We start from the raw sequence: 19261 nt of genomic DNA on the forward strand, positions 1-19261 counted from the left end.
CTCATATATCCTATGTCAGAGCGATAAAGTCCATGGGTACAAGCGGGATTCAGCTTGGTCAGGAACCAGTTGATGAACCCGTTCCCCATTAAACCCTGGCATTCAGGGTTTCGCTCTGTTAGCTGCGTACAATATGTAAATCACTAGATTAGATAGCAATCTAGTACAGATTTTAGTATGATGAAACGTAGAGGTTTTTTCAAATTAATTGGGAGGTTCAACATAAATGAGCTTACTTTCTATAGATAAATTGGCACACAGCTTTGGCGATCGGACATTATTCAAAGATGTTACTTTCCGCTTGATGGCTGGGGAGCACGTAGGCCTCGTCGGTGCTAACGGCGTAGGAAAATCAACGATGATGAATATCATTACTGGACAACTGATTCATGATGAAGGCCGGGTTGAATGGACTCCTGGTGTTGAATATGGCTATCTTGACCAACACACCGTCCTGACTAAAGGCAAGACGATACGCGATGCTTTAAGAGACGCATACTTACCATTATTCGAGCAGGAAAAGGCTTTGAATGAAGTGACCGAGAAAATGGGGTCAGCAACTCCAGAAGAACTCGAGGAACTTCTGGAACAAATGGGTGAAATCCAAGATAAACTCGAGGCTGGGGATTTTTATAATCTGGATATGAAAATCGAAGATGCAGCACGGGGCTTAGGGTTAGATGCCATTGGACTTGACCGTGACGTGTCTGCGCTGAGTGGTGGACAGCGGACAAAAGTATTGCTGGCGAAACTACTATTAGAACAACCTCAAGTACTACTGTTGGATGAGCCAACAAACTACTTGGATGTCGAGCATATCCGCTGGTTGAGCACCTACTTGAAGGAATATCCACACGCTTTCCTATTAATTTCCCATGATACCGAGTTCATGAATGGGGTCGTCGACGTCATCTTCCATCTTGAATTTTCGAAATTGACCCGTTACACGGCAACTTATGAAAAGTTCCTTGAACTTGCTGAACTCAATAAGAACCAACACATCAATGCGTATGAAAAGCAACGGGATTTCATTAAAAAACAGGAAGATTTCATCGCAAAAAATAAAGCCCGCTATTCAACTTCTGGTCGGGCAAAGAGCCGGGAAAAGCAATTGAATCGTATAGAACGAATCGACCGCCCGGAAACAGCAATGAAACCCACTTTCGACTTTAAGGAGTCACGCGCAAGCAGCCGCTATGTATTTGAAGGGGAAGATATCGTGATTGGCTATGACCGTCCGCTCCTTCCAAAACTATCAATGAACATTGAACGCGGAGAGAAAATTGCTATTGTAGGTTGTAACGGAGTAGGGAAATCTACGCTGTTAAAAACGATTCTCGGTAAAATCGAACCGTTAAGTGGGAAAAGATCTCTTGGAGATTTCCTCTTCCCTTCTTATTTTGAACAAGAGGTACAAGCTGGCAACACCACGCCAATTGATGAAGTATGGAATGCTTTCCCTCACCTTGACCAACCTCAAGTGCGGGCTATCCTCGCTAGGGTGGGCTTAAAAAATGAACACATCACTCGGCCTATGGCCCATTTAAGTGGTGGGGAACAATCCAAGGTTCGCTTATGTAAGTTGATGCTTACGGAAAGCAACTGGCTTCTGTTTGATGAACCGACGAACCATTTAGATGTTGTAGCCAAGGAAGAATTGAAACGCGCATTGAAAGAGTATAAAGGAACGGTCCTCTTGGTCTGCCATGAACCGGATTTTTACGAAGATTGGGTGACTAAAGTCTGGGACGTTGAAGAATGGTCGAACAATAATTAAATCAACCAAAAATAAGGGTGCCCTTTTACTATAAGGGCACCCTCTTTGCTATCACTATCCGTTCCTCATTCAGCTCCATGCATGTCGTTTATACGTTCGGCCACCAATGTATAAGTTTTAGGGATCCCGATATCATGGATTTTATGATTTGGCTCCTCTTCCAGGACTTTGATGACGAGACCAGATTGCCCGACAGCCGTTATGAGCTCACCTATCGTCCATTTTCTTTGGACCACTTTCGCTAATCCCTGTTTATCCTCTTGGGGCATATGTTTAGAGAAAGCCACCTCATTATTTTCGATGGCGGGGGCAAAGTAATTGCCTGTCACCTTATGCTTTTTACCGGTAGAGGTAATGAGCTTCGTCGAAATCGGATGGAATTCATGCAATATGAATCGTCCCCCTGGCTTCAACATTCCTTTAACCTTCTCGAGTAATGGCTGAAGATCTATGAGGTAATGCAGTACGCCGAGTTCCATCAGAACGAAGTCTTGATCGCCCAATACGTGTTCGGAAGGCAAAGATAACACATCAGAAACAACGTACTCAACGTCTACATCTGATGATACTGCCAGTTCTTTCGCAAAGGTCGCATTTTCCCGAGAAAAATCCACAACCTTGACTTCAGCTCCCAAAATAGCCATGGCGACCGCCTTAACGCCGTTCGATCCCATTAAATGAGTGACCTTTCGACCTGACATTTCTCCCATATATTTATAAAATGGATGCAATCTCCATTTTGGATTATGTTTAATCTTACCTGCCAATTCCTCCGGTTTTCCGTAACGGTTCACTAGAGCCAGATAATTATTCTGATTCCAGGCCTGTTCGTTTTCCGCCGTGAATCCCTGTTGTGCAGCAGAGAGATAAGCATGAATTTCTACACTATTTCTCTGCATTTCGGCATGATATAAGTAGCTATAAAGCGATTGGCACCAGAGTTCCGTTTCACCGACTAATATAGGTAGACGATAGGGATCCGTTTTGATCGTCATATTGAACAAACAACGAACCGTGATTTGCACCCCATCCTTTTCCAGCTGAAAAAAGGCTGTTTCGGGATTTTTTTGTGGCTGTGAAGGAGCATGGTCTCTAAAAAGGGCAACCGTTTCGTCAAAGACATCCCATTGCACATCGACCATTATGTTTAAGTAGTCCCTTATTTCCACACCTTGTATAAATAGAGCGGAGGGACCCATAAATTGATAGGGGATATTTCCACTTTCAAGTAATTCCCCTATCCATTTAATTGTATGTAAATATTTTGCGTTCATATGAACCTCCTAATCATTAAAGATAAGAACTAATCTTCCATGGCCAACCCTAAACCCTTTCGTGTGAGGGCTATCAGTTCATTGTCCTGCCGATCAATTCCATACACAAGCAGTCTGACGAGCATGTAAACCGCTCTATATTTAGCTAAGCTTTCCACTTTCGCTTCAATTTCTCCATAGATTTCAAAAAAGGCCTGTCTCGCCTCTTTTGGAAAGTAGCTGTACAGAAAGGAAAAATCAATAGCAGGATCTCCAATATGGACGTCTCCCCAGTCAATGACTCCCTCTAACACACCTTCCTCATCGAGCAAGACATTACGGACATGAATATCACCATGAACAAGGGTATTGCAATGCGGGGTGTACGATAAGTCTAAACCCTTCAAATAATCCGATATGGCATATGCCTGATCGGAAAAACCCAATGTCATCAATGTCGAGAGATGCTCATCTAAACTGCCCTGTCGAAAGGATACATCGAGTCTCCGCATTCCATCAGGCCGTACACCCAATTGTTTCGCCTTTTGTACAGGAAATCCGTGAAGCATTTTCAGAAAGTGGGCTAACCTTATTGCCGAGGAAATCTTACTATCCATTTCTTCTTCTACAGGTAAGTATCCCCTCACCATCTTATAGCCGGTAAAGGGATACGGATAATCAATACTTGGTTCACCAAAAAAGACCGGTTCAGGTATAGCTAGTGGAAGGTAGCCCGCCAGTGAAGGCAGAAGCATATTTTCCACTTGAATTAAGGTTACGGCAATGGGCCGGCGGGGAAATCTGAATACATACTCCTCATTCAATTGAATGACTGTATTGTCAAACCCTTCCCCGAATTGCCTCACCTTTTTCAAATCAATATCCGGAAATTGTTTCTTTATTAAGTGCTCTGCAAGTTCCAAGGAAACTGGATATTCTGCCAACCAAGGTTTATCCACTTTCACGTCCCCCCTTACCGGTTTCTGCTCCTGCTAGGGGGTCTACCTGAATCGCCCCTTCGGTTACCATTCGGACTATGGGTATTTCCCCTTCTAGACCCTTGGCTTCCTCCTTGTCGTTCACCTCGTGAATTTTCGCGACTGCGCCCACGAGTATCTTCCTTTTGCCCTCCACGCGGGTTCTCACGTTTAGGACCACGGCTTACATTGCCCTCACGTGGGTTCTCTAGACTCAGCTCGCGATTATCTGCCTGGTTAGCTGATCGGTGACTTCCTCGGTTCGGCCCTCTCGTATCGATTCTTTCTCTATGACGGCGGCCTCCTCCCGAACGTGGTCGACTTGATTCCCCTTCGGATGAGTCACGATCATGACGTTTCCGTTTGGTCTGTACTTCTCCCGGCTGGAACATCTTTACTCCTTCAATCTTTCTTCGTTCTATTTTCATTGAAATGCCTTTTTCAATATCATCCAACAACTGAAGATCTTTCGTAGCGATAAAAGTTACGGCTAGTCCATGCTCACCGGCCCTTCCTGTACGTCCTATCCTGTGAATGTAGCTTTCAGCATCTTCTGGAACATCGTAGTTAAAAACATGTGTCACGCCTTCTACATCCAGCCCTCGCGCTGCAACATCCGTAGCCACTAGATATTGGAGCTTCGCATCACGGAAGTTTTTCATGACTCGTTCTCGTTTTGCCTGCGAAAGGTCTCCATGAAGCTCATCCGAGTTGAAACCAGCTGCCTTTAAAGCATCGTTCAAAACAGAAACACGGCGCTTTGTTCGGCAAAAAACGATGGCCAGATAAGGCTGTTCTTCCTTAATGATGCTAATCAATGAGGATTGTTTGGCACGGTCCGTCGTTTCGATGACAAGTTGGCGGATTTGCTCAACCGTCACCTGCTCAGCTTTAACTGCAGCTGTTAACGGTTTATTCATATAGCGCTTCGCTAGCTGATGGACTTGTTCAGGCATCGTAGCTGAAAAGAGCAAGGTCTGTCTACTTTCTGGAAGTTGTCCCATGATTTCTTCCACTTCAGGTAAGAATCCAATATGAAGCATTTGGTCCGCTTCATCCAAAACAAGCGTTTCCGTTTGAGATAAATCAATAGTGCCCCTTCGCAAGTGATCTAATAATCGGCCTGGTGTGGCTACCACGACAGAGATGTTCCGTGTCAACTTTTTCATTTGCTGTTCCACATCTTGCCCACCATAGACAGCTAACACTTGCAGCTCCTCTATTTCATTGGCAAATTTTTTCAGTTCCGCTGTAATTTGTAACGCTAACTCTCTCGTAGGTGTGACGATTAAGGATTGGACATGGGAAGCTTTGGGATCGACCTTTTCTAATATAGGAAGTAAAAAAGCCAAGGTCTTGCCGGTTCCTGTCTGTGCTTTCGAAATGACGTCTCTACCTGCCATAATATCCGGGATTGATTTTTCCTGGATTGGTGTTGGAATGGTAATGCCATTTTGCTTCAATATCGTGTTAATCTCCGGGCTTATGCCCAGGTCTATGAAATTTGTCATGTATTGGCCTACTCTCTAAATTTGTCATTTATATTTATAAATCATCGCAAATATTCACATAGTATATTTACTAAGGTTAATTCCTTTACTTCAAGTTCCTTGTTAGTATATCATTATCTATTTTCGAGAGAAAATTTTTCATGGTATTGTACTTTATATGTTTTTCTAATATAATTTATAAGATTTTAAATTTCTGAACTAACTATACTATTCGAGCTACTCACTGAAAAAAAGTGGGCATCTCCTCCTTGTAAATGTCTGTACAAGGAGTTTTTGTATATAAAAAAAGGAGTGGCCGCATGTTTAAATTAAAAGAACGGAAAACGAATGTTAAGACAGAAGTCCTTGCGGGGCTTACAACCTTTTTAACATTAGCTTATATTATCGTTGTAAACCCCAAAATTCTATCTGATGCTGGTGTTCCCTTTGAACAAGCCTTTACAGCAACCATCATCGCTACCCTGATCGGTACTCTTTGCATGGCATTTTTAGCCAATTATCCAATTATCATTGCTCCTGCAATGGGGTTGAATGCTTATTTCGCGTATTCTGTCTTAGGCACTCATGATATCTCATACGCGGTCGCCTTTTCGGCAGTCTTTGTTACAGGGATTATCTTTGTCGTTCTATCGCTTACTTCTTTCCGGTCTAAACTGATCGAAGCCATTCCTAATAATCTGAAACACGCTATAAGTGCGGGGATTGGATTGTTTATCACCTTTATCGGGCTTCGTTTATCAGGGGTCGTCACTAGTCATGAATCCAACCTGGTCGCCCTTGGAAGCTTTAGAGACCCTAGTGTAGCACTTACATTAGTCGGTTTGGTAATAACCATCGTCTTGATGGTCCGTAAGGTTCAGGGTTCAATTTTCATTGGGATGATTATTACAGCTATCATCGCCCTCTTTACAGGACAGCTAAAAATTGATCATTTCATATCTATTCCGTCATTACCGGAAGGCATCATTGTTGCCAACCCGCTCACCTCTTTTGCAGATGTCATAAACTACGGATTATATGGAGTAGTATTCTCCATTCTACTCGTCATGTTATTCGACACTACAGGAGCCTTAATTGGGATTGTACGTCAAGCCGGATTATTGAAGGACGGGAAGTTAGAGAAAGCGGGCAGTGCTTTCTTTGCGGATTCTGTCGGTACAACAATAGGTGCCATGTTCGGTACAAGCCCAACCGCTGCTTCCGTTGAATCTTCTGCTGGTGTTGGATTAGGCGGGAAAACAGGGTTAACTGCTCTTGTTGTAGCCATCCTTTTCTTGATAACAGCCTTTTTCAGCCCACTTATCGGTGCTGTCTCAAACATTGCGGCAATCACTGCACCCAGCTTGATCATAGTCGGCAGCATGATGATCAAAAGCATCAATGAGATAGACTGGACTCATTTCGATGAATCCTTCCCAGCCTTTTTGGTCATTGTAACGATGCCGCTTACTTCAAGTATCGCCAATGGTATCGCACTAGGATTCATTTCTTATCCTATACTGAAAATTGCCAGAGGAAAGTTCCGGGATGTTCATCCATTGGTGTACATTTTCGCACTCCTTTTCCTTTACCAACTCATTTTCTTAGCATAAAAAAAGGAACCGTGAAATGTCACGGTTCCTTTTTCGTTTCTAACCTTTTTACAATAGACTTCAAAAAGAGGGTATCCGACAGTGTGTCGGATACCTCGTTTGTTTACTGGTTCATTTGATTGAGAAAATCACCAAGTAGGTCATCAAGATTTTCCTCTTCGGATTCCGATTGCTCGGCCTGTTCGGACGTACTTTCCGAACTCCAATCGAAGTCATCCAAATCCATTTCAGGCATCTCTCTCTGTACCTCTTCCACATTTTCTTCTACCAATTCAACCTGAGCCTTTACATAGACATCCTCATTGACCATATTACTGTTTAGTGAGGCTAACAATGCCGTGGCCCGCAATGGGTCGGATAAAAGGTTGTATAAAATCGTTCCAAGCATTGCTTCTGAGTGGGAATGCTTTAGCCAGTCACGCTGAGATTTACTAAGCTTGTTCGGCATGGGCAAGGCAATCATTTCCCGTTCCTGATGGGAGGATTGCCCAACGCCATCGAGAACATACTCAGCAATTTTACTGGAAAAATTCCTTCTTTCCGTTTCCTTTAATTTCTGCAGCTGTCTTAACGTATAATCTGATACATTTGAAGGGATACGAAAAGTGATGGCCTGTCCTCTTTTGATTTCAGAAGAAGCTGTTTTTTTCATTTTCTCACCTATTTAACTGAACCTGTACGTTGTTCTTTCTTTGTTTGTTGTGCATGTTGCTGCTCTTTTGAATTCCGTCGTTTAAAATCGGAAATCAGCTTATAATAAGCGTTGGCCATCATCCAAACGCTTTCTTTTTCATCTTCAAAAAAGTCGATATTATATCCATCAAAGTTTTGATTGAGTGTTTTCAAGTAATCTTTCAGTACAATTGATCCTCCACCAACGAAATAGCAAATCTCCGTCTGCGAATTTTTTTTCCAAACATTACGAAGATGACGGTATTGTTTTTTTGCCAGTTCCCCTAGAATCCGGTCGACAATATCATGTACACTTGTCCGGCTTCCGCGAACCATAATATGGTTACGGTCATTCTTCTTCGTGATAATCTCTACCACGTCACGTCTGCTATCCAGCTCCACACCATGCTTTTTCCTAATCTCTTCTCGTATCGACTCAAGGGCCTCAGCCACTCCAAGATTGAACCCTTGGGCTTTGTCATCATCCACTTTACGATTCTTGATGACCGCAATATCCGTTGAAAGTCCACCGATATCTTGAATAAGGATTCTTTTATCGATAAGTTCACGGTTAATAATATTCAAATCATTGTCCATAACCAGGTTGATGTATGCTGCGAATCCTTCCGGATAAACCTTGACTTCGTCAAATTTGATATTAACCTTCAGACCCTGGTACTTAGGTGTAATTAAAAATTCCACCTGGTGAACGGAGCCGACTAATTTAGACCGGTACCCAACATCTTTCCCTTCCTTTACTTCACGGAGCGGTAGGCCCGTCCCTAACGTATAATTGGCTTCAACAACATTATTAACCTTTTTAAACTGATCATTGCTCCCTAGTTTAGCAGCATCCAGTGCCAACGCTGCAAAAAGCATAATTAACGTTTGATCTTCTTCCGATTTACTGCTACCTAAATCTAATTCTGAAGGATTGTCACTTTTTGTCGCTAAATTACCGACACGATAAATGGCATTATTATCTTGTAGTGCCGGTGAATGGACCCTAATATGAATTCCATCCAGCGGATTATTCTCATCAAGTTCTTCTATTCCAATGACCGGACGGTCCTCAATATCCTTTGCGATAACATTTGGTATATATAGTTCTGACTCTAGTTTTCCAAAGATAGCTTTGATAGCATCGTTTCCAACATCTACTGCTGCGATTCTAGAACTCATCTTAAAAACATCCCCTTTTTTAATAAAAATGTAAGACTCTGTACTTTAATAACAATAGAAAAAAATACCAATTAAGTCAATGATACATTAGGTATACATTTTCCCGTACTATGTATTCTTTTTGTATACATAGGAATAAATATGTACACAACCTTATATATAGCCATGTATACGCATTTGTAAACATGTACACTTATTTGTTTACAAGTCATCTTATTTTGTTTACAAGTAAACATTTATGTATACATTGCCAAAATGTCTTTTTAAAATCATCCTTTCCTACCAAAAAAAGAATATTAATTAGAGAATAAGGGAATGGTAATAAACGGTAATTATTCTTGAACCTCTGGAGGTATATAAATGACTGATAATAATACACAACTCCCTCAGTACCCTGAACCCTTCTGGAGAAGCACATTGACGTTCCCTTCATTCCCCAAGGTCGAAACAGATATCAAAACCGATGTCTTAGTTGTAGGAGGAGGGATTACAGGCATAACTTCTGCTTATCTATTAGCCAAGCAAGGAGTTCAAGTCACACTCATTGAGGCTAGCGAAATTCTAAATGGGACAACAGGCCATACAACAGCCAAGATCACTGCCCAACATGGCCTGATTTATGACAAATTGATTACTGAACATGGTGAGGAAAAAGCAAAGTTATACTACGAAGCGAATAAAGAGGGCATGAACATTATCAAAAGTTTGATAGAGGAACACTCCATCGAATGTAACTTATCTACTCAGGATGCTTACGTGTACGCCAATACCGAAGAATACGTCAATAAAATTCAAAAGGAATTGAGAGCCTATCATAAGCTGGAGATACCCGGTGAGTATTCCGATAGTATCCCTTTCTCCATTCCATGCAAGGCTGCCATAATCATGAAGGATCAAGCTCAGTTCCATCCTTTAAAGTATTTAATGGCCCTCACCTCCCCCATTCTAGAAAATGGCGGAAAAATTTTCGAACATACAACAGCCTTGAAGATTGAAGATGGTGATAAACCAACCATTTTGACCGAAGACGGACATAAAATCACCTGTAACCATGTCATTGTAGCGTCTCATTTTCCTTTTAACGACGAAATGGGATTATATTTTGCCCGTGTACATGTAAAAAGATCATATGTGCTTGGCGTTAAGACGAAACAGGAATATCCAGGAGGCATGTTTTACAGCGCCGATACCCCCTCCCGATCGCTCCGCTATACGGAAAACGACGATGGAGAAAAGCTTATCCTTGTTGGTGGAGAAGGACATAAAACAGGGCAAGGCATAACCACAATAAAACATTATGAAGCGTTACAGGATTTTAGCTCTCACTATTTCGATGTGGAGGACATCCCTTACCGTTGGTCCGCTCAGGATATCGTGACGCCTGATGACCTCCCTTTTGTCGGACCATCTACTCCGAATCATCCCCGGGTGCTCATAGCAACGGGGTATGCAAAATGGGGCATGACCAATGGAACGATTGCCGCAAAGATTCTAACCGACCGAGTTCTGCAAAAGAAAAATCGATATACAGACTTGTACGATCCAGCCAGACTTGATGGAATTAAAAACATGGTGAAAGATAATGCTGATGTCGCCAAGCATATGATACAAGGCAAGCTTTCCATCCTTCATAAAAAACCAGAGGATATCGGAATTGATGAAGGAGCCATAGTCAAAGTGAACGGAGATAAAGCCGGGTGTTATCGAGATAAAGAGGGTCAGCTATTTATCGTGGACTCCACATGTACCCATATGGGGTGTGAGGTAGCATGGAATAGCGGGGACCGGACTTGGGATTGCCCATGTCATGGCTCACGTTTCTCCATTACGGGAGACGTAATAGAAGGTCCAGCTGTCGAGCCACTCAAAAAAATACGGTAAAAGATGAACATGTGGTGTTACCACCTATTATTCGACTAACACAACTGTTTTCCTTATACTGAAGGTACTGCATTTATCTTGCAAATACCTCTAAAAGGGATTGAACTAAAAATGAACGGTAAAAATCGCAAAGATATCACTCCAGGAACTTCTGTGGATATTGTACTAAAAGCAGATCAACGAAGTGGTAAACTAACAAGTGGCACAGTGAAGGATATTTTAACTAATTCAAGCAGCCATCCACATGGGATAAAAGTGAGGTTGACGGATGGACAGGTTGGTAGGGTCCAGGTCATTCACAAATAAAAAACACTCGGCTCAAACCGAGTGTTTTTTTGTATCCTTCCCTCTGTGAATATAAAAGAGAGCATGTTTTCCCTTGTAGCTTCGTACAATAGGGTGAACTCATTTCCAAAAAAGGTTGGTGTCATCATGAATCAGGAATTTAGCGCCCCCGATCGCAATAATCATCATAAGGCCCATGTTTTAAAGGTTTCCGGCTCTGAAACGCTTCAGACTGCACCTGACCAAGCCACCATTACCCTTGGTGTCATAACAGAAGATCAAGACCCCCAGAAGGCCCAACAAGCCAATTCTCAAAGCATCGCCCATCTCATAACCGGACTCCAATCCATCGGCATCTCCGAAGACCAGTTGAAAACGAGCGAATACAAGATTGACCCGCAATATGATTATATTGATGGAAAGGAATTTTTCAAGAATTATAAAGTTCATTATATTATCCAAATCCAGACCACTGAGATTGAAACGATTGGAAGCATAATCGACACGGCTGTCAGTCGTGGGGCCAATTCCATTTCCAGTATCCGCTTTTCCTTATCTTCTCCAGAGCTCTACTATAACCAAGCTCTTTCATTAGCTTTAAAAAATGCTTATGAAAAGGCACTTTCCATGGCGCGAACGATAGGAATCACCCTGAAACCCATTCCCATTCTGGTGGAGGAACTATCAGACACCACGCCTCCCACTCTCTACCAAACAAGTTCCTATACCAAATTGGCCGCTACACCCATCCAGCCTGGGGAATTAAACATTACGGCTACAGTTAGGGTGGAGTACACTTACTAATGACCCGGTTCCCAAAATGAAACCCTCTATCGGCGAATGTACTACGCTAAAAGAGGGTTCTGCTTTTTAAAAAACTACCGTTTTGTTTTCATGAACAAGAACACGGTCTTCCAAGTGCCATTTCACAGCATGAGCAAGTACTCTACGTTCCGCAGAACGACCAATTTTCTTCATCTCTTCTGCAGAGTCCCGGTGATCGACACGTTCAATGTCCTGCTCGATGATGGGACCTTCATCTAAATCATTTGTTACATAATGTGAGGTGGCCCCAATTAGCTTAACCCCACGGGCATAGGCACGTTCATATGGACGCGCTCCAATGAATGCAGGCAAGAATGAATGGTGGATGTTAATAATCCTATTGGGATGTGCTGCAACGAACTCAGGCGTCAGGATTTGCATATAACGAGCCAATACGATTAAATCGATCTTATAATCCTTCAACAGTTTAAGCTGTTGTGCTTCCACCTCTTTACGAATCTCCTTATTTGCCGGAATATAGTGAAAAGGAATGTTCATGGATTCGACGATTTCTCTAGTATCTTCGTGGTTACTGATAACGATTGCTATATCAGCTAATAGATTCCCACTTTGCCATTCCCATAACAGTTCAAGCAGGCAATGTGGTTCTTTAGAAACGAAAATTGCCGTCCTCTTTAAATCACTTACGTAATTAAACGTCCACTGCATGGAAAATGTTTCAGAAATTTCTTGAAATTCTTTTTCCATGTCCCCTGATTTAACCTTTAAACCTGGGCAATCAAATTCTATTCTAGTAAAAAATGTCCCTCCATCAGGATTCATGGAATACTGACTCAGTTCAACAATATTCGCTCCATATTCTTTAAGGAATGCCGTTACCGTTGCGACAATTCCTGGCTGGTCTGGACACTTTATTATTAACCGGCCTCTATCTTCATTCTTTTCACGATATGCCTGTAACTGATCTTGCACAAAGTTGTTCACCATTATCCCCACAGCCCTTCTTCTTTTTTGCTATATTATACTTTATTTCAATGGCAAAGTTAAAGTCAGTCCATGTAATGCAAAGTTCAAGACCTCTTAACTTACATAGTAAATGAGAATACATGACAAGAATCGGCCTGTTCACAGTCGATTTTTTTGTCATTTAGGACGTTATACCTGAAATAGAAGGTTATGACAGATGACAACTGGGTATAGAACACTTTATCAGTTCTTAAAGGGGGATTAGAAACAATCATGAAATTATCGGTAAAATTCATTCTTGCCTTATTGGTCATTCTTGGTCTCTTGTCTGGCTGCGCCGAGAAAGATCAGCTAGAAGATGGAAGTAAGCTGATTAATGAGGATCAATTCATCTTTGCTTCCTCAGGCGAATTCAAACCCTTCAGCTATGTTAACGATGACATGACTGTAACGGGTTTTGACGTAGAAGTGGGAAAGGCCATTGCCAAGGAACTAGGTCTTGAAGCAGTCCCTAAACGAATAAAATTCAAAGGAATCGTTGAGGGGGTTAAAACCGGACGTGCAGATGCCGCTGTTGCTAGTCATACAATTAATGATCAGCGTAGTAAGCATGTTGCCTTCTCCACCCCATATTACTACTCAGGTCCGCAAATCTTTGTTCGCCCCGATAGTGATATCAAGACAATTAAAGATTTAAAAGGAAAAGAAGTAGCCGCCTCAAAAGGCTCTACCTATGCGAATACCGCTGAAGAGTATACAACTAATGTAAAAACCTACGATAGTGACATAACTGCGCTGAAAGCATTGAGCGGGGGTCGTCATGATGCTGTCATAACTGATTTTGTCACTGGAAAAGAAGCTGTGAAAGAAGGATTTAAAATTGAAGGGAGACAGTTGATTGAACGTAGCGAACAGGCCATAGTATTGCCACAGGATAATCCTAAACTGCTAGCGCGGGTCAATGATGCCCTAGAAAACCTTCGTGAAGATGGAACACTTGCTAAGATCAGCAAAAAGTACTTTGGAGAAGATATAACAACCAAACCTGAATAAGATTGATAGAAAGGGAGTTGTCACATTGCCAAGTTTTTCACATTTTTTTGATACACTATTTAGTTCTTCGGATGTGTTCATCCGAGCCATGCTCCTAACGTTGGAGCTTACTGTTGTATCCATTTTAGTAGGGACCGTCATTGGATTACTTTTTGCACTCTTAAAAATTTCTAATATAAAAATTCTTGCCTGGATATCGGATGCTTATGTTTTCCTTGTCCGGGGTACGCCATTGATCGTCCAAATATTCATCCTTTACTTCGGTATAAGCAACATCTTCCTGCTTCCCGATTTCTGGGCAGCTTCTCTTGCGCTCGCCTTCCATAATGGGGCTTACATTTCCGAAATATTGCGCGGGACCATTCAATCCATCGACAAAGGACAGATGGAAGCCGGACGCTCGCTTGGGATGAGCAGGTCTCTTACTTTAAGAAGAATTATTTTACCACAAGCCTTCCGCCGGGCACTACCTCCGCTAGGTAACCAATTCATCATCGGCCTTAAGGATTCCTCATTAGCCGCATTCATCTCGATGAATGAGCTCTTTAACGTAGCCACGACGTTAGGTTCCAATAATTTTGATGAAATGACTTACCTTCTGATTGTAGCTGTTTATTACTTGATACTTGTGGCTCTCTTAACCATAGCCGTCAATGCATTTGAAAAGAAATTGTCCATAAGCGATCGATAGGGGGAATTGAAAATGGAACAAAAAGAAATGATACGCATAAGAAACTTGAATAAATCATACGGAGACCTACATGTCCTTAAGGATATTGACATGAAGGTTCTGGATAGCGATGTGGTCTGTCTGATAGGCCCTAGTGGTTCCGGTAAAAGTACATTGCTCCGTTGCCTCAATTATTTAGAAAAAAAGGACAGTGGACAGATTCTGATTGAGGGAACGGAAATTCAGCCCGGTAACCAAGATATTAATAAAATTCGAGAAAAAGTGGGCATGGTCTTTCAGCATTTTTACCTTTTCCCACATATGACTGTACTCGAGAATATCATAGAAGCGCCAACTCATGTTAAGAAAGTCCCCAAGTCTCAAGCCATCAAGGAAGCAAAAGAATTATTGGTTAAAGTGGGACTATCGGATAAAGCGGATGTGTATCCAAGCAAACTGTCCGGTGGACAGAAACAGCGTGTTGCCATCGCTCGGGCCCTAGCCATGAAACCTGACATCCTACTCTTTGATGAACCTACTTCCGCCCTCGACCCGGAACTCGTCGGTGAAGTGTTATCCACGATGAAGGAACTTGCCATCGAAGGAATGACTATGGTCGTCGTGACCCATGAGATGAGCTTTGCACGTGAAGTTGGCGATTGGATTGTCTTCATGCACAATGGGCGTGTCATTGAAAGTGGTCCACCAGCTGAATTTTTCACCAACCCAAAAGAAGAACGGACAAAGGAATTTTTACAAACAACGGTATTTTAACCATCCGAAGCAGTGCAGAAGGTTTCTGCATTGCTTCTTTTTCTTAACATGATACTAGTTATATAGATTTAGGAGCTACTTTCAAAGTTTCAGGGATATATTCTGCCCAGATGTACAAACTAAATACTAGATGAATTGTATAGAACATGTCCTTATCTCCCCTCTTCCGGCTCGATCATGGAAAAATGTCTGTATTTATGGTATATATACAGGTAAAATTAAAAGAAGTATATAAATGAAAGAGGTCGAATTCTGTTGGAACATAACTCTTCAAATTTTATTAAAAACATCATAAACGACGATTTAGAGTCCGGAAAACATGATCATATCATCACCCGCTTCCCTCCCGAGCCAAACGGCTACTTACATATCGGGCACGCAAAATCCATCATACTGAATTTTGGAGTAGCTGATGAATTCAATGGAAAAACGAACCTTCGTTTCGATGATACAAACCCATTGAAGGAAGATATTGAGTATGTCAATTCAATCAAAGAAGATGTCAAATGGCTTGGTTATGAGTGGGATAACCTTTTCTTCGCTTCCAATTATTTTGATGAAATGTACAAAAAGGCTGTATTGCTTATCACGAAAGGTCTAGCCTACGTTGATGACCTGAATGCAGACCAAATCCGTGAATACCGTGGAACGTTAACGGAACCTGGTAAAGACAGCCCTTACCGCAATAGAACGGTTGAGGAAAACCTTGAGCTATTCGAAAAGATGCGTAATGGCGAATTTGAGAACGGTATGAAAGTATTGCGGGCAAAAATTGATATGAGCTCACCAAACATTAACCTGCGGGACCCTGTTATTTACCGTATCTCCCATACGGAGCACCACAATACTGGAGATAAATGGTGCATATATCCGATGTATGCTTTTGCCCATCCAATTGAAGATGCCATCGAGGGCGTCACTCACTCTATTTGCACACTGGAATTCGAGGACCAACGTCCGCTTTATGATTGGATTGTTGACAATTGTGAAATGGAAAGTAAACCGCACCAATACGAATTTGGCCGTTTAAATCTAACAAATACGGTAATGAGTAAGCGTAAATTGAAACAGCTTGTCGATGAAAACTTTGTCGATGGCTGGGATGATCCACGCATGCCTACCATCTCCGGCTTACGGAGAAGAGGTTATACACCAGAGGCCATCCGTGCCTTCTGCCAAGAAATAGGTGTGGCAAAAACAAGTGGTGTTGTCGATTCACAAATGCTCGATCACTTTGTCCGTGAAGATTTAAAGCTTAAAGCTCCACGCACCATGGGTGTTCTAAAACCACTTAAAGTCATCATCACCAACTATCCAGAAGGTGAAGTTGAAATGCTGGAAGCTGAAATCAACCCTGAAGTTCCTGAGATGGGTACACGACAAATTCCTTTTTCACGTGAAATATATATCGAACAAGATGACTTCATGGAAAACCCACCGAAAAAGTATTTCCGCCTTTTCCCGGGTAATGAAGTGCGTTTAAAACACGCTTATTTCATTAAATGTGAAGAAGTTATAAAAGACGAAGATGGAAATGTCATTGAGCTTCACTGCACATACGATGTTGATACAAAAAGCGGATCTGGTTTCACTGGTCGTAAAGTGAAAGGTACTCTTCACTGGGTCGAAGCTACCCAAGCCGTTTCAGCTGAGTTCCGTAACTTCCAACCTCTTATCATGGATAATGAGGACGGCGAAGAAGAAGATAAATCATTTTTAGAGCGTGTGAACCCCGCTTCTATTGAGATTTTACACGGATTTGTCGAGCCTAACATGAAAGGCGTTAAGCCACAGGATAAATTCCAGTTTTTCAGACATGGCTATTATAATGTTGACCCGAAACTTACTTCATCCGAGCAAATTGTCTTCAATCAAATCGTCGGCTTGAAAAGTTCATTCAAATTATAAAGAACCATTTAAAAAGAACCAAATTCCATAATGGAATTTGGTTCTTTTTATTCAATTTTTTCCTTCTTTTCGTGTAGCTTAACCCCTTGCTTAATGAGTGCTTGCTTGAGGGTACTGTAAGTTCGAACGTTACTGAAATCCACATCGAGCTGAATGGATGTCTGTGCGACTTCGGGGCGTATGCCGGAAATCGTCGATTCAATGCCCAATAAATTCAAGGTGTTGATCAGTTGAAAAATTTGGTGGGCAACTATGTGGTCTAAAAATGAAACGCCAGATAAATCGATAAATAGATGAGAAACGTTTCGTTCAATACATTTAGAAGGAGTCAAATTCAAAATTTCCTTTGCCCTAATTGCATCGATTTCTCCTATTAAAGGTAAAACGGCTATAGCATCGACAATCGGGATTACTGGCGCACCGATTTCATTAATTATTTCCTGTTGAGCCGTTAACTTTTTTTCCGTCAATCTGTAATACTGTTCAGTAAACTCAATGTTTAATCGATCAAAAGCCGCATGAATCAGGTGACTCCACCGGATGATCATCTCTTTCGTTATTATCGGTTCCTCTTGTAGCATGTACTCCTCCATAAAGGACCAATAAATTACTCGTACTTTATTGATGGCATCTAACACTTCGTAAATGGGAGTTTCAGATTCAACCCTGCTTTTGGCAACAATCAATGCCCAACGCTCCATATTTTCCATGAATGTAGTTTGATCATCCAGTAAGGTGCTCGTTACCGTCTTTATGGTCAGCGTATTTTGTGTCCTTAGAAGCTCTTCCACTTCATCTTGGTTGTCTACCGAATAAATAGACCCATCCACCTTTTCACGTAAATCTAACCATCTTTCTGTAATCGTAGAAGAGTGATCCATAATATATTGATATAATAATCCATCGGAATGATTCATCCTGTATTCTCCTATCTCTAAACAACATCATTTTATTCGGAATAGCAATAATAGGTCTCCGTACCCTTCCTGTTCCATTTCATTTTTAGGAATGAACCGAAGTGCTGCCGAATTGATACAATAACGTGTTCCTTTTGGCGCCGGTCCATCCGTAAATACGTGGCCAAGATGGGAATCCCCTTCCCTGCTTCTTATCTCAGTCCGGGTAGACCGGTAACTTAAGTCAATTTTTTCATGGACGCTTGTGGCCATGATGGGCTTTGTGAAACTTGGCCACCCACAACCGCTATCATACTTATTCCTTGAACTGAATAAAGGCTCACCCGAAACAACATCCACATAAATGCCTTCTTCGAAGTGATCCCAATATTCATTATCAAATGGTGGCTCTGTCCCATTTTCCTGTGTAACAAAAAACTGACTATCAGTTAAGATTCCTTTAAGGTGAGTTCGATCTTTAGGCCAATTTTCTTTTAAGAAGCCTTCGCGACCAGAACCCTTGAAGTAAAGAGCATATCGAAATTGATTCTTTTTATGGAAGTCCTGATGATATTCTTCGGCTTCATAAAACTTCATTGCCGGGACAATGCTCGTTACAATCGTCTCATTGAATCGAACGCTCTCTCTTATCTCTTTTTTGGATTCCTCAGCTTCTTGTCTTTGACGTTCGTTATGATAAAAAATCACGGATCTATATTGACTACCCCTATCCGAAAATTGACCGCCATCATCAGTAGGATCGATTTGCTGCCAGAAAATTTGGAGTAGCTCTTTATATGAAATGACTCTTGGATCAAACACCATCTGAACAGCTTCTACATGATCGGTCTGCCCTGAAATCACTTGCTTGTATCTTGGATAGGTAGACGTCCCACCTGTATAACCGGAAGTCACCTTAATCATTCCATCCATTTCATCAAAGGGCGCCACCATACACCAGAAACACCCCCCTGCAAAGGTCGCTACCTCTCTTTCCATACCCGTCATACTTAGCATCCTCTCCGACTATTAATTCTGTTATATTATTACATATTTTAACTATAAAACCCTTCTATTC

17 protein-coding genes are annotated in these 19261 nt (G+C 41.8%); 9 read left to right on the plus strand and 8 right to left on the minus strand.

All coding sequences use genetic code 11. The features are described from left to right. The first annotated feature begins 226 nt into the window (after window positions 1-226). Window positions 227-1777 (plus strand): ribosomal protection-like ABC-F family protein, encoded by a 1551-nt coding sequence (gene abc-f / locus ACQKL5_RS17360; protein WP_427610149.1) that lies wholly within the window; start codon window positions 227-229, stop codon window positions 1775-1777. A 65-nt stretch (window positions 1778-1842) separates the two neighbouring features. Here abc-f and ACQKL5_RS17365 read toward each other — a convergent pair whose 3' ends face one another. The 3 genes from ACQKL5_RS17365 to ACQKL5_RS17375 are packed head-to-tail and all read right to left on the minus strand — an operon-like array spanning window position 1843 to window position 5518. Then, entirely contained in the window at window positions 1843-3051 is a 1209-nt protein-coding gene (locus tag ACQKL5_RS17365) for a class I SAM-dependent methyltransferase (RefSeq protein ID WP_427610150.1), read from the minus strand. Between the two features lie 29 nt (window positions 3052-3080). Continuing rightward, complete coding sequence (locus ACQKL5_RS17370) at window positions 3081-3989, minus strand: phosphotransferase (RefSeq protein ID WP_427610151.1); 909 nt, start codon at window positions 3987-3989, stop codon at window positions 3081-3083. A 14-nt stretch (window positions 3990-4003) separates the two neighbouring features. Further along, window positions 4004-5518, minus strand: coding sequence for a DEAD/DEAH box helicase (locus tag ACQKL5_RS17375; protein ID WP_427610152.1), 1515 nt, complete (start codon window positions 5516-5518; stop codon window positions 4004-4006). Between the two features lie 299 nt (window positions 5519-5817). Between ACQKL5_RS17375 and ACQKL5_RS17380 the strand changes: the two genes are divergently transcribed. Beyond that, the gene (locus ACQKL5_RS17380) at window positions 5818-7110 is read left to right on the plus strand and encodes an NCS2 family permease (protein WP_427610153.1); all 1293 of its coding nucleotides are present in this window, start codon (window positions 5818-5820) and stop codon (window positions 7108-7110) included. A 103-nt stretch (window positions 7111-7213) separates the two neighbouring features. Here ACQKL5_RS17380 and ACQKL5_RS17385 read toward each other — a convergent pair whose 3' ends face one another. Then, window positions 7214-7762: a hypothetical protein gene (locus tag ACQKL5_RS17385; RefSeq protein WP_427610154.1), complete on the minus strand. Its 549-nt coding sequence runs from the start codon at window positions 7760-7762 to the stop codon at window positions 7214-7216. An 8-nt stretch (window positions 7763-7770) separates the two neighbouring features. Continuing rightward, window positions 7771-8964 (minus strand): ParM/StbA family protein, encoded by a 1194-nt coding sequence (locus ACQKL5_RS17390; RefSeq protein WP_427610155.1) that lies wholly within the window; start codon window positions 8962-8964, stop codon window positions 7771-7773. Between the two features lie 360 nt (window positions 8965-9324). On the opposite strand from ACQKL5_RS17390, the gene ACQKL5_RS17395 reads away from it, so the two are divergent. From ACQKL5_RS17395 to ACQKL5_RS17405, 3 genes are all read left to right on the plus strand, one after another. Next, entirely contained in the window at window positions 9325-10845 is a 1521-nt protein-coding gene (locus ACQKL5_RS17395; RefSeq protein ID WP_427610156.1) for an FAD-dependent oxidoreductase, read from the plus strand. 111 nt (window positions 10846-10956) lie between these two features. Further along, complete coding sequence (locus tag ACQKL5_RS17400) at window positions 10957-11151, plus strand: YwbE family protein (protein ID WP_057914066.1); 195 nt, start codon at window positions 10957-10959, stop codon at window positions 11149-11151. A 126-nt stretch (window positions 11152-11277) separates the two neighbouring features. Then, on the plus strand, window positions 11278-11934 hold the full coding sequence (locus ACQKL5_RS17405; protein ID WP_427610157.1) for an SIMPL domain-containing protein: 657 nt from the start codon (window positions 11278-11280) through the stop codon (window positions 11932-11934). 66 nt (window positions 11935-12000) lie between these two features. Here the strand turns inward: ACQKL5_RS17405 and purU are convergent, their stop codons facing one another. Then, entirely contained in the window at window positions 12001-12903 is a 903-nt protein-coding gene (gene purU / locus ACQKL5_RS17410; protein ID WP_427610158.1) for a formyltetrahydrofolate deformylase, read from the minus strand. 252 nt (window positions 12904-13155) lie between these two features. On the opposite strand from purU, the gene ACQKL5_RS17415 reads away from it, so the two are divergent. The 4 genes from ACQKL5_RS17415 (at window position 13156) to ACQKL5_RS17430 (ending at window position 17287) form a co-directional block, all read left to right on the plus strand. Then, window positions 13156-13935 carry a transporter substrate-binding domain-containing protein gene (locus ACQKL5_RS17415; protein ID WP_427610159.1) on the plus strand — a complete coding sequence of 260 codons (780 nt, stop codon included), beginning with the start codon at window positions 13156-13158 and terminating at the stop codon, window positions 13933-13935. 25 nt (window positions 13936-13960) lie between these two features. After that, window positions 13961-14626, plus strand: coding sequence for an amino acid ABC transporter permease (locus ACQKL5_RS17420; RefSeq protein WP_427610160.1), 666 nt, complete (start codon window positions 13961-13963; stop codon window positions 14624-14626). 12 nt (window positions 14627-14638) lie between these two features. Next, window positions 14639-15379, plus strand: a complete 741-nt coding sequence (locus tag ACQKL5_RS17425; RefSeq protein WP_427610161.1) for an amino acid ABC transporter ATP-binding protein — start codon at window positions 14639-14641, stop codon at window positions 15377-15379. A gap of 255 nt (window positions 15380-15634) precedes the next feature. Next, window positions 15635-17287, plus strand: coding sequence for a glutamine--tRNA ligase/YqeY domain fusion protein (locus tag ACQKL5_RS17430; RefSeq protein ID WP_427610162.1), 1653 nt, complete (start codon window positions 15635-15637; stop codon window positions 17285-17287). Between the two features lie 47 nt (window positions 17288-17334). Here the strand turns inward: ACQKL5_RS17430 and ACQKL5_RS17435 are convergent, their stop codons facing one another. Then, on the minus strand, window positions 17335-18204 hold the full coding sequence (locus ACQKL5_RS17435; RefSeq protein ID WP_427610163.1) for an STAS domain-containing protein: 870 nt from the start codon (window positions 18202-18204) through the stop codon (window positions 17335-17337). 27 nt (window positions 18205-18231) lie between these two features. Beyond that, the gene (gene msrB, locus ACQKL5_RS17440; protein ID WP_427610164.1) at window positions 18232-19191 is read right to left on the minus strand and encodes a peptide-methionine (R)-S-oxide reductase MsrB; all 960 of its coding nucleotides are present in this window, start codon (window positions 19189-19191) and stop codon (window positions 18232-18234) included. Window positions 19192-19261 lie beyond the last annotated feature (70 nt).

Source organism: Peribacillus sp. NPDC097675 (genome assembly GCF_050277655.1).
Classification (GTDB): domain Bacteria; phylum Bacillota; class Bacilli; order Bacillales; family DSM-1321; genus Peribacillus.